Here is a 16,230-nt window from a genome sequence, read left to right on the forward strand (position 1 = left end):
TACCGGCCAATTATGATTTTTGGTTTAATGTTATTTTTATGATGGCGGTCATGCTTTCACGCTGAAAAACAGCAGGTCGACAAATAAAAACGAATTAAGCCTTAAATAAACTGAGGTTATATTCAATTATGAGATCTGCCGCACATTTAATAATTCTGTGAATTTAACTGTGAAATAACGTAATTGAGCCTCCTGTCGCAAACTCCGAAGATAAAGCCATCCCGTAAACCGGGCATTGCTACCCAGGAGTCGATAATGCAATCTTATTTTGATCAGCTTGAGCAAGTGCGCTACGAAGGCCCCACCAGTCATAATCCGCTGGCCTTTCACCATTACAACCCGGATGAACTGGTGCTCGGCAAGCGCATGGCGGAGCACCTGCGCTTTGCCGCCTGCTACTGGCACACCTTCTGCTGGAACGGTGCGGACATGTTCGGCGTCGGCGCGTTCGATCGCCCCTGGCAGCAACCCGGCGACGCACTGGCACTGGCCAAGCGCAAAGCCGACGTGGCGTTCGAGTTTTTCCACAAGCTGAATGTGCCCTACTACTGCTTCCATGACGTCGACGTCTCGCCGGAAGGCGCCTCGCTGAAAGAGTATCTGCACAACTTTGCGGTCATGACCGACGTGCTGGAAGAAAAGCAGCACAGCAGCGGCGTGAAACTGCTGTGGGGAACCGCCAACTGCTTTACCCATCCGCGTTACGGTGCCGGTGCCGCCACCAACCCGGATCCGGAGGTCTTCAGTTGGGCAGCCACTCAAGTGTTCACCGCCATGAACGCCACCCAGCGGCTGGGCGGTGAAAACTACGTGTTGTGGGGCGGTCGTGAAGGCTATGAAACCCTGCTCAATACCGATCTGCGGCAGGAGCGCGAACAAATTGGTCGCTTTATGCAAATGGTGGTGGAGCACAAGCATAAAACCGGCTTCCAGGGCACCCTGCTGATTGAACCCAAGCCGCAGGAGCCGACCAAACACCAATACGACTACGATGTCGCCACCGTCTACGGCTTCCTCAAGCAGTTCGGCCTGGAAAAAGAGATTAAGGTGAATATCGAAGCCAACCACGCCACGCTGGCGGGTCACTCATTCCACCATGAGATCGCCACCGCCATCGCGCTGGGTATCTTCGGTTCTGTCGATGCCAATCGGGGTGACCCGCAACTGGGCTGGGATACCGATCAGTTCCCGATCAGCGTAGAAGAGAACGCGCTGGTCATGTTCGAGATCCTCAAGGCCGGGGGCTTTACCACCGGCGGGTTGAACTTCGATGCCAAGGTCCGTCGCCAAAGCACCGACAAGTACGATCTGTTCTATGGCCATATCGGCGCCATGGATACGATGGCTCTGGCACTGAAGGTTGCGGCAAAAATGGTGGCTGACGGTCAGCTACATCAGCAGGTATCGAAACGCTATGCCGGCTGGAATGGTGAATTGGGCCAGCAAATTTTGCAGGGCAAACTGTCGCTCGAAGCGCTGGCACAGTACGCTGAAGGACATGCACTGGCGCCACAGCACGTCAGCGGCCGCCAGGAACAGCTCGAAAACCTGATGAACCGCTATTTGTTCGGCTAATTGACCCCGCGCGGCACTCGCCGCGCCTTTAAGGATCTTTTCAATGTATATCGGCATCGATCTCGGCACGTCCGGCGTAAAAGTCATTTTGCTCAGTGAGCAGGGCCAACTGCTTGCCAGCCATGGTGAGTCGTTGCCTATATCCCGCCCCCATTCCCTGTGGTCAGAACAAGCGCCGCAGGACTGGTGGCTCGCCACCGATCGCGCCATGCTGGCGCTGGGTAAGCAGCACAGCCTGCAACAGGTGAAAGCCATTGGCCTCAGCGGGCAGATGCACGGCGCCACGCTGTTAGATGCGCGGCAACAGGTATTACGCCCGGCAATCTTGTGGAATGACGGCAGAAGTGGTGCGCAATGCCAGGCGCTGGAACAGGCGGTGCCGCAATCACGGCAAATCACCGGTAACCTGATGATGCCGGGTTTCACCGCCCCTAAACTGCTGTGGGTACAACAACATGAACCCCAGCTATTTGAACAGGTCGATAAAGTACTGTTGCCGAAAGATTATTTACGCTGGTGTATCACCGGTGAATTCGCCAGCGACATGTCGGACGCCGCTGGCACCGGCTGGCTGAACGTGGCGCAGCGTGACTGGAGTGACGAGATGCTGGACGCCTGCGGCCTGAACCGTCGCCAAATGCCACACCTCTTCGAGGGCAATCAGATTACCGGGCAAACGCATACCGACCTGGCCCGGCGCTGGGGTATGCCGCCAGTACCCGTCGTGGCAGGCGGGGGGGATAATGCCGCCGGGGCTATCGGTGTCGGGTTGTATCAGGCCGGACAGGCAATGCTGTCGCTTGGCACTTCCGGCGTCTACTTTGCGGTCAGCGACGGCTTTCTCAGCAACCCGGCCAGCGCGGTGCACAGCTTTTGCCATGCGCTGCCTGACACCTGGCACCTGATGTCAGTTACCCTCAGTGCAGCATCCTGTCTGGACTGGGTGTGCAAACTGACCAACGTCGAAGACGTCGCCACTTTGCTGCGCAATGTCGAACAGGCCCCCCCGGCGGCGGCCCCGCTGTGGTTTTTGCCCTATCTGTCCGGCGAACGTACACCACACAACAACCCCAATGCCAAAGGCGCCTTCTGGGGCCTGACCCATCAACATGGGCCGAACGATCTGGCGCGAGCCGTGCTGGAGGGCGTCGGCTTCGCCCTGGCGGACGGTATGGATGTCTTGCATGCCAGCGGCTTGCAACCCTCTGGCATCACCCTGATTGGCGGCGGCGCACGCAGCCCATTCTGGCGGCAAATGCTGGCAGATATCAGTGGTCAACGGCTGGAGTATCGCACCGGCGGCGACGTTGGCCCGGCGCTGGGTGCCGCCCGACTGGCCCAGATTGCCCTGAACCCGCAGCGCCCACTCAGCGCGCTGCTGCCTGAATTGCCGCTGGAGCAGGTGCATATCCCCGATGCCGAGCGCCACTCGCATTACACCGCGCTGCGCAGCACCTTCCGCGAACTCTATTCCCGCCTGTTACCCTTGATGTAAAACCGGGAGGGGGCAAACAGCGTCCCCAGATTGATGACAAACACCCGAAAACGTGGTTTTCGGGTGTTTGGGGTAAATCAGAAGATATAATCCTTTGTTCTTATTAGCCCTCAGATCAGAGCTTTTATCCGCAATGGACTTTGTCTGCAGTCTCAGGGGGTAAACAGCGCCCCCTTATTATTGCCAAATCGAATAGTCGCCAGTGGCAAATGTCACTGCCACCCCATCGGTTCCTCTCCTAAATTGGTGGCTGTCTTTTGACGCACCTCACCTCTGGATTAAGGAACTGAACGTGGAAAAAAACCAACAACAAAGCCGCAGAGCTTTCCTCAGCCAAACCGGCAAAATCACCACCGCCTGTGCAGTAATCGGCCTGACGGGGGGCGTGGCGCAGTCCGCCACACCAACGGGCAGCGCATGCGTCCCGGAGACCACACCTATGACCCTGACCGACAGCCACTACTGGTTGAGCGACGTTCGGCTGGAAGAGGGTTTTGAGTATGACGGCGACACCGTCATCGGCACCCGCACCGCGCTCTATCAGCTTGAAATCAAAGACGGCAACATTGCCGCTATCCACGCCAAGGATGCGCCGGCACCTGCCGGTGTACCGCGCTATCAGGCGCAGGGTCAGTTGCTGCTGCCGGCATTTCGCGACATGCATATCCATCTGGATAAAACTTTTTACAGCGGCCCATGGCAGGCACCGCGCCCGCGTCAGGGCAAAACCATCATGGACATGATCGCGCTGGAACAGACGCTGATCCCCAAACTCTTGCCCACCTCGCAACAGCGCGCAGAAAACCTGATCGCCCTGCTGCAATCCAAAGGCAGCACCGTGGCGCGCAGCCACTGCAACATCGATCCGGTCAGCGGGCTGAAAAGCCTGGAACACCTGCAACTGGCACTGGAAAAACATCAGGCAGACTTCAGCTGCGAAATCGTTGCCTTCCCGCAGCACGGCCTGCTGCATTCGAAAGTCGACGGTTTGATGCGTGAAGCTATGCAGATGGGGGTGCAATACGTTGGCGGGCTGGATCCGACCAACGTCGACGGCGCCATGGAGAAGTCGCTGGACGCGATGTTCCAGATTGCGCTCGACACCGGTAAGGGCGTCGATATTCACCTGCATGAAACCAGCCCGGCCGGCGTGGCGGCAATCAATTACATGATCGCCACCGTAGAAAAGACCCCCTCTTTGCGCGGCAAAGTCACCATCAGCCACGCCTTTGCCCTGACCGTGCTAAACCCGAAAGAACTGGAGGAAACCGCCACCCGACTGGCAGCGCAGCAAATCACCATTGCCTCTACGGTGCCGATTGGCGGGCTGATGATGCCGTTGCCGCAGCTCAGTGAAAAAGGGGTATTTGTGATGACCGGAACCGACAGTGTGATCGACCACTGGTCGCCGTTCGGCACCGGTGACATCCTGGAAAAGGCCAACCTTTACGCCCAACTCTATCGGGGTTCCGACGAGTTCCACCTGTCACGCGCCATGGCGATTTCCACCGGCGGCGTGCTGCCGTTGAACGATAAAGGCCAACGGGTCTGGCCCAAAGCCGGTGATAGCGCGGAGTTCGTGCTGGTCAATGCCAGTTGCTCCGCCGAGGCCGTCGCTCGCCTGCCGGCGCGCAGTGCGACCTTCCACCGGGGACGCCTGGTGGCAGGTCAGGTTGGCAAAGCCTGATGCTGGTCCGCTGATGTCACTATGATGGCCGTTTTTGGCCTTCTGTCATGAAAGATAACGGCGCAGTATGGCGTTATACCTAATTGGCGGAGGGCCGAAAATGTCACGTAGCGCGTTATTGATCATCGATGTTCAGCAATCATTCCAGCACCGTCCATTCTGGCAAGAGGAGGATGTTCCTGCTTTCCAACAGGCGTTGACGCGGTTGATCGCGGGGTGTCGCCAGCAAGGTGTCGCGCTGGTTGATGTATTCCACGTGTCGCCACAGGGGCCTTTTTCATTGGCGTCAGGTTGGGTAAAACGCCTGCCGTTCCTCGATCATCAGGCCGATATCACAGTACACAAACACGTACACAACGCGCTGACCGAATCCGGCCTGGACGCCTGGCTGCGCGAACGGAATATTGATCATCTCATTATCTCCGGTATCCGCACTGAACAGTGCTGCGAAACCACCACCCGGGTAGCGTCCGATCTGGGTTATCGGGTGACTTTCGTCACCGAAGCCACGATGACGTTTCCAATGCAGCACCCCAACGGTGAAGTCTTTACCACTGAACAGCTCAAACGGCATACTGAGACCGTGCTGGTCGACCGCTTCGCCCAGCTCGCCAGTGTGGATGAGGTGCTGGCGCAACTCTCATAGGAGTCAACATGCTGCAGGCCGTCTACTTTCTGATGCTGCCCAACGTGCTGTCACTGGACGTGAGTGGCCCGGCAGAAACCCTGCGTCTGGCCGGGCAGTTCAGTCTGCACTACATAAGCCCACTACCGCAGATAACCTGTTCTATTGGCATGACGCTGAGTCAGCTGCAGCCCTTGCCCGAACGGCTGGAAGACGGCGCTATTTTGGTGGTCCCTGGGGTGGGTGAGTCGCAGCGTTTCTTCGCCAATGAACCGGCAGAACAGGCCCGCCACTGGCTGGCGACACTGCAACCCGATTTGCAACGGCAGCGTATCACGCTGGTCTGCGTCTGCTCCGGTGCGCTGCTGGCAGCACAGGCGGGTTTACTCGACAACCATCAATGCACGACGCATCACGACGTGATCGAACGCCTGCGCCAGCAGGCACCCCGCGCATTAGTAAAAGAAAACCGTATCTTTGTTGAAGATCGCAGCCTATTCACCAGCGCAGGCATTACCGCGGGGATCGATCTGGCGCTGCACCTGATTAATCGCCAGTGCGGTGCCACACGGGCGATGGAAATCGCTCGCGAGATGGTGGTCTATTTTCGCCGCTCCGGCGACGACCCACAGCTTTCGCCCTGGCTGCGCTACCGCAACCATTTGCACCCGGCGGTGCATCGCGCACAGGATGTCATGGCCGCCGAACCGGAAGCCGAATGGTCAGTGCCACAGGTGGCGGAAAAAGCCCACGTTAGCAGCCGCCATCTGGCGCGCTTGTTCCGCAGCCATATCGGCATCAGCGTGCGAGAATATCATGAGCAGCTGCGGCTGGCGGTGGCGCAACAGCGCTTGCAGCAAGGGTACGGGCTGGAGAAAGCGGCGTTGGCCGCCGGGTTTTCCTCTGGCCGCCAACTGCGCCGCGCCCAGCAGCGCGGTGCGACGCTGTTATGATACCAGCCGTCGGCCGTCTATTTTCTGTAACCCCATCGACAGCAGTAGACTGAGCGCCAGTGCCACACCGAATACCCAGAAAATATCCAATAACGGGTGGGGCGTCAGCTCCAGGTGTCGGCTACGCATAAAATTGACGATAATGGCGTGAAAACCGTATATCGCCAGCGAATGTCGGGAAAAAACGCTCAACCAGCCAATCGGCTCCGGCAAACAGTTCTTAAACCAGATCATCAGTGATACCGCCGCGATAAACACCAGTGGGCCGCAGTAGATGTAGTAGGTATCGGCGAAGTTGCCGTTGATAAACATCTGGCTTTTAGTGCCATGGATGATCAACACCACGCTCACCACAAAGCCCAATGCCGCCAACCCGCTGACACCGCGCCCTTGTGTGTTCATCATGCCAATGGCTCGGCCAGCCAACGCATACAGCAAGTAGTAAAAAGTATCGCCGTAGATGTACAAATTGACCGGCAGTAAGTGAGTATTCCCCAGCGTCATGGAATGGGTATTGGGGTTGGCGATGACCGCCAGGATCACCAGTACGCCGGCCAGATAGCGACGTGATACCGGTTTGACGTTGATCAGCGGCGACAGCAGATAAATCACTGCGATCGCATAGAAGAACCACAGGTGGTAAAACACCGGCTTCAACAGGATGCCGCGCAGCGACGGCCAAAAACCGATTTTAGTGAACGCAGCAATATAGATTAGCGCGATGGCGCTGTAGAACAGGATGCAACAACCAATGCGAATGAAATGCTTTTTGCCGGCACTTTTTTCACCGAAAAACAGATAGCCGGAAATCATGAAAAATAACGGCACCGAGACGCGCGACATAGAATTGAGCACGTTGGCAATGTCCCAGTTATGCTCACCCACAGTCACCCCGCTGGTGACGTAATAGGTGGTCGCGTGGATCATCACCACCATCATGCACGCCACCGCACGCAAGTTATCTATCCAGCCAATTTTATTACTCAAAAGGTCGTCCGCAGTGTTGTCATCTTTGTCTGTTAAAAAGAGGTTAACGAGCGAAAGTGTGGGTGGCAACCCTGGCGGGTAATATCAGAATGTGCTGAAACAACACCTTATTATTGCTAAGGTGAACAATTGGCGGCAAAATAGCCGCCACAACTCGCTCAGATTGCGCTTCCCGCCCTGACAGTTCCTTATTTTCTCTTTACTTTCAGTACAATAAATATGAAAACAACATTACCACCTGCGGCTCGCTTGGGTCGACAGGCGCTTTTATTCCCTCTTTGTCTGGTGCTGTTTGAATTTGCCACCTATATCGCTAACGATATGATCCAGCCGGGCATGCTGGCCGTGGTGGCAGATTTCAACGCCGGTGAAGAGTGGGTGCCAACCTCAATGACCGCCTATCTGGCTGGCGGTATTTTTCTGCAATGGCTACTGGGGCCGTTGTCGGATCGCCGTGGTCGTCGTCCGGTGATGCTGGCTGGCGTGGCATTCTTTATCGTTGCCTGTCTGGCCATTTTGCTGGTGACCAACATCGAGCAGTTTATCTTTATGCGTTTCTTGCAGGGGATTGGCTTGTGCTTTATCGGTGCGGTGGGGTACGCCACGATACAGGAATCCTTTGAAGAGTCGGTGTGCATAAAAATCACCGCGCTGATGGCCAACGTGGCGCTGATTGCCCCGCTGCTCGGGCCGCTGGCCGGTGCCGCGATGATCCACGTCGCGCCGTGGCAGAGCATGTTCGTGCTGTTTGCGGCATTGGCGGCTTTTGCGTTTTACGGCCTGTGGAAAGCCATGCCGGAAACCGCTTCGCTACAGGGTGAAAAACTCTCGGCAGCCAATCTGTGGCGCGACTATCGCCAGGTTCTGGCCAACCGCCGCTTTATCTGTGGAGCGCTGGCTATCGGCTTCGCCAGCCTGCCGCTGCTGGCCTGGATCGCCCAATCACCGGTGATCCTGATCAGCGGCGAGTCACTGTCGACGCTGGATTACGGTCTGCTGCAAATCCCGGTATTTGGCGCGCTGATCCTCGGTAACCTAACGCTGGCACGCATGACCGGTAAGAACAGCGTACAACGCCTGATCAAACTGGGTGCGGTACCCATGATGCTGGGGCTGCTGATTGCGGCACTGGCTACGCTATTCTCTAGCCACGCTTACCTGTGGATGACTGCGGGCCTAAGCCTGTACGCTTACGGTATTGGGCTGGCTAACGCCGGGTTGTACCGCCTGACGCTGTTCTCCAGTAACGTCAGTAAAGGCACCGTCTCCGCCACCATGGGTATGCTGAGCATGATGGTATTTACCGTCGGCATCGAACTGGCAAAAGTGGCTTACGTGTGGGGCGGCAGTGGGCTGTTCAATCTGTTCAACCTGATAAGCGGCCTGTGTTGGCTGGCACTGGTGGCGCTGTTCCTCAGCAAACGCCGCAATGGCGACGCAACCTCGACGCCGACCGAAGCGCTTTAAACCAAGCGGGGCCTTCGCCCCGCTTACCCGCCAAAAAGACCAGCATCTCGCAGCAGATGCTGGTTACCCTTGCGGCGGGTAAAACCGCTGCGATCGAAGAATTCCAATACCTGAATGGCCAGCTTGCGGCCGACGCCGAGCCGATCGCGGAAGTCCGCCGCGTTCGCGCTGCCCTGCGCCGCATCCAGCTCACGAATCAACGCGGCAAACTGTTCAATACGCCGACTTGAATAGTACCGATCCACCACCACCGCCGTAACCTGGCCTAACTGTGCGGCTTTACGCAATGTCGCCCGCATGCGTGCCTCGTCCTCGCCCAACTCAGCAGCCAGATCGCGCACCCACCAGGCTTCGTCGCCGAACAGGGGTTCGATACGTGCCCACAGTGTCTGTTCTTCTGCACTGAACGCCAGGCCATGCTCCGGCAAGTGCAACCAGCCTCGCGTATTAATGATCAACCCGGCTGACAGCAGCCGATCGATCATCATAAACACCAGTGGTTCAGAGAGCTGTGGCAGAGCCATACGCCTCAGCCGGGCACGCCCGAGACCGAGTTGATCGGCATGCTGTTGGTGATACTCAGCCAATACCTGCAACAACCTCTGTTGGCTCTGCAGCGCATTCTCCTGCGCTAACGCCATATCGCCGGCAATCAGCAGCTCGTGATCCGCCAACATCGCTGCCAGCTCGCTGTCGGTGAGCTGCCGTGCCCAGGCAAACGCCGCCAGATCCAGCACCCCATTGGGCAGATGCAGTGCCAAGGCCTGTCTGTCGTCGTCAGCCTGCGCCAGTGATGCCAGCCAGGCCAGATATTCCGGTTGGCGCTTGCCACGCTTCGGCGTCGTCAAACTCAACACCCTTGCGCCGCCCAGTGTCTGGCGTGCGCCAATATCCCGCAGCACCAGCCGGTCGTTTTCCGCCAACCACAGCGGGCGATCGAGGATAAGCTCCGCCAACGTCTCATTCAGCAGAGAAATCCGCCCGGTGATATGGCTGGCAGCATGATGCAAATGCAAAGGCTGCCAGTGCCGTATCGGTTGGTCGGCATCCAACGCGACAAGAATACGCTCGGTGGCCACCCGCGGTTTCTTGGCCAGCAGCCAGTCGCCGCGCGCCACCTGTTCTTTACTGATATCACCGCTGATATTTAATGCGATACGCTGCCCGGCCTGCGCCTGCTCAACCGATTGGTTTTGGGCGTGTAAACCGCGTACCCGCACGGGGGCATCTGCGCCCGTCAGCCACAAGGTATCGCCCACCGCGACCTGCCCTCCCAACGCGGTGCCTGTCACCACCAAACCTGCGCCTTTCACGCTGAACGCGCGATCCACCGCCAGGCGGAAGCGGCGCGTTAACGCGTGTTCATCAGGTTGCAACGCCAGCAGGTGCGTACGTAATGCGTCGATACCCCGAGCCTGTTGTGCAGCCGTCACGAACAGGGGGGTTTGAGGCCAGCCCTGCCGCGTCAGCACGTCGTCAATCTGCCGTCGCACTTCATCAACACGCGCTTCATCTACTCGATCGGCCTTGGTGAGTACCACCGTCAATGCCGGGCGCCCGCTCAAACGCAGGATGGCCAGATGCTCTCGGGTTTGTGCCATCACGCCGTCGTCGCAGGCCACCACCAATAAGGCATGATCGATGCCGCCAACGCCCGCCAGCATATTGGCGAGGAATTTTTCATGGCCAGGCACGTCGATAAAGCCCAGCACTCGGCCATCAGGCTGTGGCCAGTAGGCATAGCCCAGATCTATGGTCATGCCACGGCGTTTTTCTTCCGGCAGGCGATCTGCGTTGATCCCGGAGATCGCCTGTAACAGGGTGGTTTTGCCATGATCGACATGGCCGGCGGTGGCAATAATCATGCGCGCAATGCCTCAATCAATGCGTCTTCCTGCTCCAGACAGCGTAGATCCAGCCAGAGCCTGCCGTCGTTAATCCGGCCAATCACCGGCTGCGGCAGACGGCGCCAACGCTCAGCCAATGCCTCCAGGGTTGCCCCACGGCCATCAAGCGGCTCAAAGGTCAATGCATAGCTCGGTAGCCGATCCACCGGCAACGAGCCACTGCCAATCTGCGACCAACAGGGTTCGGCGCGCAGGCGGAATTGCGCACTGAACTGCGGTGTGAGCGCCTGTAACAGACGCTGTGCGGCGTCTTCCATTGCCTGCTGTGGGCGCGTCAATAAACGCAGCGTCGGCAGATGTTGCGCCAGCAGTTCGGGTTGTTGATAGAGGCGCAAGGTGGCCTCCAGCGCAGCCAGCGTCAGTTTGCCAACGCGCAGTGCGCGCTTCAGTGGGTGCTGCTGCAACCGGGCAATCAGCGCCTTTTTGCCTAAGATAATGCCCGCCTGCGGGCCACCCAGCAGTTTGTCGCCGGAAAATGTCACCAGATCCACCCCGGCCGCCAGCAGCCGTTGTGGCATAGGTTCGGCCGGCAGGCCGTACTGCGCCATATCAATCAGCGAGCCACTGCCCAGATCGGTAGCCGTTGGCAGGCCATATTCTGCGCCAAGCTGCGCCAGCTCAGCTTCGTCTACCGCAGCGGTAAATCCTTGAATACTGTAATTGCTGGTATGTACTTTCATCAGCAGGCCAGTCTGATCGTTAATCGCATTGCGGTAGTCTTTCAGATGAGTGCGGTTGGTGGTGCCCACTTCGACCAACTGGCAGCCCGCCTGGCGCATCACATCGGGGATACGAAAAGCCCCGCCAATTTCTACCAGCTCACCGCGTGACACGACCACCTGCTTACCCGGCGCGATCGCCGCCAACATCAGCAATACTGCCGCCGCATTGTTATTGACGATGCAGGCATCCTCCGCCCCCGTCAGCTGACACAGCACATCTGCAATAGCACGGTCGCGATGCCCACGACCGGCACCATCCAGATCATATTCCAGCGTCACCGCTGAGCCCATCGAGCGCGTTACCGCCTCGATAGCCGGTTGCGCCAGTAAGGCGCGGCCAAGGTTAGTGTGCAGCACGGTACCGCTCAGGTTAAACACGGGCGCCAATGCTGAACGCTGCCGTTGCATCAACGCGGCGCCAAGCGCCTGCGGCCAGTCACCGCACCAGCCGGGTAACTGTTGCTGTTGTTTGATCGTCTCACGCGCCTGCAATTGCAGTTGGCGCAACAGTTCGCTTATCAGCGTTTGGCCATGCTGCGCCACTAAGGGCTCGATCGCGGGGTCACGCAGCAGACGATCAATGGCGGGTAACTGGCTGTAAAGGTGCTGGGATTCAGTGCTCATGGTCGCTCGGTTTAAGTGTTGTGGTCTCGGCATAAAGCAGAACCCCGCCGCAGCGGGGTGAGAGAAAATCAGGGGGGCATCGTGCGGGCAAAGCTTTCGCGGGCAAACAAGCGTTCGGCCAGTTTGATTAACGCTGGGCGCTCAACGCACCAGTTAGGCATGATACGGCGAAAATTGAGATAACCCAGCGCGCAACCGGTCGCTATATCCGCCAGCGTCAGCACCTCGGCATTCAGGCGTTTTTTTTCCTGCGCCAGTTTTTCCAGCGCATCCAGCCCGTGTGTCAGCTTGTCACGGTGGCGCAGGATCCAGTTTTCGTCCTGTTTCTCCGATGCCCGTTTGCTCTCGCGAAACAGCGTGGCGGCGGCCTCAGTCACGCCATCGGCTAAGGCTTCTACCTGGCGGATATGCAGTGCTGCCATGCGGTCGGCCGGTAAAAACGCCGGCGCCAGGGGCAAGGTTTCCAGGTATTCGGCGATCACGCGCGAATCGTAAAATACCGCGCCGTCATCGGCCACCAGCACCGGTACCTTGGCAAGCGGATTTAGCTCTACTACCCGGCTGCCGGGCTCATAGGGCGGATCGTTAACAAATTCGAACGCGATCTCCTTTTCCAGCAGCATCACGGAAATCTTGCGGACAAAAGGGCTGGTGTAACTGCCTATAAGCTTCATCAGTCTTCCCCTCGGCTTGCAAACCACAGCGTTGTTATTTCACCGCCAGCGAGTCAATAATCCGCTGAACCAGCGCCTGATGCGCCTCCGGCGTTTTGGCCGGCGACAACATTTGCAATGTCACCACCCGCTTATTGAACACCGTTAACACGATGGTAGACACCACCTTCTGCCCATTGACGCTCTGCTCAGTATCCACCCGGTGGAATTTCTGTTTACCCACGGTAAACGTCTCTTCTTTGGTGGTCTGGATATTTTGATAGCGATCCCCCAGCTCGGTAATAATGCTCTGGGTGAGCTCTTTGAGCATTTTATCGCTGGTATTGAGCTTCATGTCGTCAGGCGGGATCACCTCAGAAGATACCGTACTCTGGCGCGATTTTCCGTCGAGGAAGCGTTGAATCGTCGACTTGTTGTCGTTAATGATGCCGCTGTTCTTGGTCTGATCGCTAAAGCCCGGCGGCAGTTCAAAGCTAATACTGCCTTTTTGCAGCAAGACTTTCAGCCCGGGAGCCGGTGCCGGTTGGGTCTCCACTACCGCGGGTGGCGGCGCGGGTTGCGTGACGGTCGGTTTGGTATCCGGTTTTGGTACTGCCGGTTTGGTATCGTCCTTGTTGTCACAGGCCGCCAGCCCGATAGCGACAACAGCAACCGCAGTGAATTTCGCAATGGTCTTCAACATCGTCCGTCCCTTTCCTTTCGCTTTGCACGTCATTGCGCATACCTTAAATAATTGGAGCTGCATCGAGGCGGCAAGTCTGCAAATCCCCGGGAACATAGCCAACTATGTGACAGGGGTGAGTAGGCGCAGCCAACAAAGATGCTGCTTCAAGTATGACGGGTATAAACGTAGCAACTCGCCCGGGCGAATGCCAGAAGCCCAGTCTGAAATTGATCATTGTTGTTCACTGCCGAAGACGCGTAGCGAGCAACGGCAGTGTGAGCGCGGACAGCGCACAGGCCCCGCAGCGTACACGCAGTATCTGAGGAGGCCGGCACTGCCCAAGGTCAACATGCCGCAACGCAGTAGCCGGAGGCCATCATTCCCCAGGGAACAGGAATGGGTTGATGCTGCTACGGGCAAAACCTTCGTCTTCCATTTTGGCATCGAGCACCAGCGTGGCCAAATCGTCCGCCACCGCCTCAACCTGCGGGTCTTTTTCCTGATAAAGAATTTTCAGGTAGGTGCCGCAGTCGCCACAGCTCTCCGCCTTCACCGCAGCCAGTTCGCTGTCCAACGACCAGTAGTTGAGATCGCGGGTCTGTTCGCAGTTGCTGCATTTTATCCGCACCACATGCCACTCGCTTTCACACAGGTTACAGTGCAAATAGCGCAGACCGCTGACGGTGCCAATATGCACGACACTGGCTACCGGGATGCTGCCGCACACGGGGCAGAATTGGCGATGCTCACCATATTCAGCCCGTGCCTTGCCCGGGATCTGGCTGGCCATCTGCGCCCAATAGAGCGATAACGCCGCCCAGATAAAGGGGGCCTTCTCACTGCCGATTTTGCTGAACTCTTGGTTAAGCAGCGCCTGAGCCATCAGTTCCAACTCATGTGCCGATGCCTTTTCCAGATTATCCAGCACCGCCAGAACATGCTCTGGCGCTTCCGGGCGCAGCTCCGCGATCAGCGAGTTCAACAGCTTGTGCCAATGCTCACTACGCGGGTAAATGCTCAAATCCAAGGGCGGTTTGCCGCTGGCGGCCCCTTGCTGCAGGGCTTCGGTAAGATCAAGCTGTAGCGGGTTGTCATGCAGCGCGTGGTGCTGCGCTTCAGCCAACTGTGCGGCAAAGTTCAGATAGTCGCCCAGCGGATTATCAGTCGCCAACGTGCGAAGACGTTCAGCGCGGCGGCTATACAGGCTTTTCAGATTCGCGAAAAGTAACGGCGGGATGGTTTCCGCCGTTGTGGACTTCTCGCGCTGTGCCCCTAGCTGCTCTTTAGGAACAATGCGGATACTCATTCAGGGTTTGTCTTCCTGTTGTTTCTCGCGGACCTCTCGGTACCAGCGCGGGTGATGTTTTTTAGCCCAGGCCGCCGGCACCCAGCCTTCCACCATGGCAGTAATGGTGCCTTTTACCCAAAGCGCGGCGTAAATGTGCACCATAATCACGATGATAAGACCCACCGCCGCCAGCGAATGCACCAACAGCGCGATACGGATCAGCGGTATCGGGAAGGCTGGCGCAAAGTATGGCCGCCAGATCACTACACCGCTGGCCAACAGCAGCACCAGGCTAATGATTGCCGCCCAGAATACGCACTTCTGACCGAAATTATAACGCCCGGTGTCACCCACTTCCTCGTTCATGACGATTTTTTGGATGTTTTTAGCCCAGACGATGTCTTCACGGTTGATCAGATTGTGCTTCCAGTAACGCAGGAACATCAGCAGGAAGGCCGCAAACATAATCACCCCAACAAAGGGGTGCAGAATACGCGCCAACTGCGGCGTACCGAGAATGTTCATCAACCAGTTGAAGGAGGGGAAAAAGAACCCCAACCCACTGATGGCGGCAAACACAAAGCAGAACGCCACAATCCAATGGTTGATTCGTTCCGGCGCGCTATAACGCTGAATACGCTTTTCCTTCTTCATTTGCGCGTCTCCTCATCGTGCGGCTCATCGTCTTCGTCCTCGTCGACGCGGTTAGGACCGACACCGACATAGTGGAACACGCTGGCCGCAAAGGTGGCGGCAAAGCCGATGGCCGCCAGGGGCTTCCACACGCCTTTCCAGAACGTGATCGCCGGGCTGATCGTCGGGTTATCTGGCAAACCGTGATAGAGCTGCGGTTTGTCGGCATGGTGCAGCACGTACATCACATGGGTGCCGCCTACGCCTGCCGGATCGTACAGACCGGCGTTCTGATAACCACGGCTGTTCAGCTCGCTGACGCGTTCGGCGGCGATCTCCTTCATGGCGTCCTTGGTGCCGAAATGGATGGCACCGGTCGGACAGGTCTTCACACACGCGGGCTCCTGGCCGACATCAACGCGATCGACGCACAGGGTACATTTGTAAACCCGGTTGTCGTCCTTGTTCATGCGCGGCACATCAAAGGGGCAACCCGCGATGCAGTAACCACAGCCGATGCAGTGCTCTGACTGGAAGTCGACAATGCCGTTGGCGTACTGGATGATCGCCCCTTCCGACGGGCACGCCTTCAGGCAGCCCGGATCGGCACAGTGCATGCAGCCGTCTTTGCGGATCAGCCACTCCAGCTTGCCGTTTTCCTCCACTTCGGAGAAGCGCATCACCGTCCACGACTTGGCCGTCAGATCGGCGGGGTTATCGTATACCCCGACGTTGTGACCGATTTCATCGCGGATGTCGTTCCATTCGGAACAAGCCACCTGACAGGCCTTACAGCCGATACAGGTGGTGACATCGATCAGTTTAGCCACTTCTTCCTGGTGGTCACGGGCGCGGGGCGCCGGCGTGAAGCCATTGGTGGCGGATTTACGAATGATGTCTTGAGATTGCATTGCCATAATTCGTCTCCG

Annotated in this window: 14 protein-coding genes; 6 read left to right on the forward strand and 8 right to left on the reverse strand. The window is 57.7% G+C overall.

The window, feature by feature from the left end; translation table 11 throughout:
* Positions 1–255: 255 nt before the first annotated feature.
* From xylA to JOE25_RS19315, 5 genes are all read left to right on the forward strand, one after another.
* On the forward strand, positions 256–1,575 hold the full coding sequence (gene xylA, locus JOE25_RS19295) for a xylose isomerase (RefSeq protein WP_209637974.1): 1,320 nt from the start codon (positions 256–258) through the stop codon (positions 1,573–1,575).
* 43 nt (positions 1,576–1,618) lie between these two features.
* Positions 1,619–3,070, forward strand: coding sequence for a xylulokinase (gene xylB, locus JOE25_RS19300; protein ID WP_209637976.1), 1,452 nt, complete (start codon positions 1,619–1,621; stop codon positions 3,068–3,070).
* Between the two features lie 292 nt (positions 3,071–3,362).
* On the forward strand, positions 3,363–4,757 hold the full coding sequence (locus tag JOE25_RS19305; protein ID WP_209637978.1) for an amidohydrolase family protein: 1,395 nt from the start codon (positions 3,363–3,365) through the stop codon (positions 4,755–4,757).
* 100 nt (positions 4,758–4,857) lie between these two features.
* Positions 4,858–5,403 (forward strand): isochorismatase family protein, encoded by a 546-nt coding sequence (locus JOE25_RS19310; RefSeq protein WP_209637980.1) that lies wholly within the window; start codon positions 4,858–4,860, stop codon positions 5,401–5,403.
* 8 nt (positions 5,404–5,411) lie between these two features.
* On the forward strand, positions 5,412–6,335 hold the full coding sequence (locus JOE25_RS19315; RefSeq protein ID WP_209637982.1) for a helix-turn-helix domain-containing protein: 924 nt from the start codon (positions 5,412–5,414) through the stop codon (positions 6,333–6,335).
* Here the strand turns inward: JOE25_RS19315 and JOE25_RS19320 are convergent.
* On the reverse strand, positions 6,330–7,322 hold the full coding sequence (locus JOE25_RS19320) for an acyltransferase (protein ID WP_209637984.1): 993 nt from the start codon (positions 7,320–7,322) through the stop codon (positions 6,330–6,332). The genes JOE25_RS19315 and JOE25_RS19320 overlap by 6 nt on opposite strands.
* A 219-nt stretch (positions 7,323–7,541) precedes the next feature.
* On the opposite strand from JOE25_RS19320, the gene JOE25_RS19325 reads away from it, so the two are divergent.
* Complete coding sequence (locus JOE25_RS19325) at positions 7,542–8,789, forward strand: MFS transporter (protein ID WP_209637986.1); 1,248 nt, start codon at positions 7,542–7,544, stop codon at positions 8,787–8,789.
* Positions 8,790–8,812: 23 nt separating this feature from the next.
* Here JOE25_RS19325 and selB read toward each other — a convergent pair whose 3' ends face one another.
* The 7 genes from selB to fdxH all read right to left on the reverse strand — a co-directional run bounded on the left by selB (position 8,813) and on the right by fdxH (position 16,218).
* Positions 8,813–10,654, reverse strand: coding sequence for a selenocysteine-specific translation elongation factor (gene selB, locus JOE25_RS19330; RefSeq protein ID WP_209637987.1), 1,842 nt, complete (start codon positions 10,652–10,654; stop codon positions 8,813–8,815).
* Positions 10,651–12,042 (reverse strand): L-seryl-tRNA(Sec) selenium transferase, encoded by a 1,392-nt coding sequence (gene selA / locus JOE25_RS19335; protein WP_209637989.1) that lies wholly within the window; start codon positions 12,040–12,042, stop codon positions 10,651–10,653. The genes selB and selA overlap by 4 nt, the downstream gene beginning before the upstream one ends.
* Before the next feature lie 68 nt (positions 12,043–12,110).
* Positions 12,111–12,716: a glutathione S-transferase gene (locus JOE25_RS19340; RefSeq protein WP_209637991.1), complete on the reverse strand. Its 606-nt coding sequence runs from the start codon at positions 12,714–12,716 to the stop codon at positions 12,111–12,113.
* Positions 12,717–12,750: 34 nt separating this feature from the next.
* A complete protein-coding gene (locus JOE25_RS19345; protein WP_209637993.1) occupies positions 12,751–13,398 on the reverse strand; it encodes a DcrB-related protein in 648 nt (215 codons plus the stop codon).
* Between the two features lie 358 nt (positions 13,399–13,756).
* Complete coding sequence (fdhE, locus tag JOE25_RS19350; protein WP_209637995.1) at positions 13,757–14,686, reverse strand: formate dehydrogenase accessory protein FdhE; 930 nt, start codon at positions 14,684–14,686, stop codon at positions 13,757–13,759.
* Complete coding sequence (fdoI, locus tag JOE25_RS19355) at positions 14,687–15,322, reverse strand: formate dehydrogenase cytochrome b556 subunit (protein WP_209637997.1); 636 nt, start codon at positions 15,320–15,322, stop codon at positions 14,687–14,689.
* Entirely contained in the window at positions 15,319–16,218 is a 900-nt protein-coding gene (gene fdxH, locus JOE25_RS19360) for a formate dehydrogenase subunit beta (protein ID WP_209637999.1), read from the reverse strand. Before fdxH ends, fdoI begins: the two co-directional genes overlap by 4 nt.
* Between the last annotated feature and the right edge of the window lie 12 nt (positions 16,219–16,230).

Origin of the sequence: Serratia sp. PL17, assembly GCF_017832355.1 — a bacterium.
In the GTDB taxonomy this organism is placed as follows: domain Bacteria; phylum Pseudomonadota; class Gammaproteobacteria; order Enterobacterales; family Enterobacteriaceae; genus Serratia.

What these genes read in the sequence shown, in the direction of transcription:
- fdhE (WP_209637995.1), bottom strand. Translation starts at nt 14,686, where the DNA reads ATGAGTATCCGCATTGTTCCTAAAGAGCAGCTAGGGGCACAGCGCGAG.
- xylB (WP_209637976.1), top strand. Translation starts at nt 1,619, where the DNA reads ATGTATATCGGCATCGATCTCGGCACGTCCGGCGTAAAAGTCATTTTG.
- selA (WP_209637989.1), bottom strand. Translation starts at nt 12,042, where the DNA reads ATGAGCACTGAATCCCAGCACCTTTACAGCCAGTTACCCGCCATTGAT.
- JOE25_RS19310 (WP_209637980.1), top strand. Translation starts at nt 4,858, where the DNA reads ATGTCACGTAGCGCGTTATTGATCATCGATGTTCAGCAATCATTCCAG.
- fdxH (WP_209637999.1), bottom strand. Translation starts at nt 16,218, where the DNA reads ATGGCAATGCAATCTCAAGACATCATTCGTAAATCCGCCACCAATGGC.
- fdoI (WP_209637997.1), bottom strand. Translation starts at nt 15,322, where the DNA reads ATGAAGAAGGAAAAGCGTATTCAGCGTTATAGCGCGCCGGAACGAATC.
- JOE25_RS19325 (WP_209637986.1), top strand. Translation starts at nt 7,542, where the DNA reads ATGAAAACAACATTACCACCTGCGGCTCGCTTGGGTCGACAGGCGCTT.
- selB (WP_209637987.1), bottom strand. Translation starts at nt 10,654, where the DNA reads ATGATTATTGCCACCGCCGGCCATGTCGATCATGGCAAAACCACCCTG.
- JOE25_RS19340 (WP_209637991.1), bottom strand. Translation starts at nt 12,716, where the DNA reads ATGAAGCTTATAGGCAGTTACACCAGCCCTTTTGTCCGCAAGATTTCC.
- xylA (WP_209637974.1), top strand. Translation starts at nt 256, where the DNA reads ATGCAATCTTATTTTGATCAGCTTGAGCAAGTGCGCTACGAAGGCCCC.
- JOE25_RS19345 (WP_209637993.1), bottom strand. Translation starts at nt 13,398, where the DNA reads ATGTTGAAGACCATTGCGAAATTCACTGCGGTTGCTGTTGTCGCTATC.
- JOE25_RS19315 (WP_209637982.1), top strand. Translation starts at nt 5,412, where the DNA reads ATGCTGCAGGCCGTCTACTTTCTGATGCTGCCCAACGTGCTGTCACTG.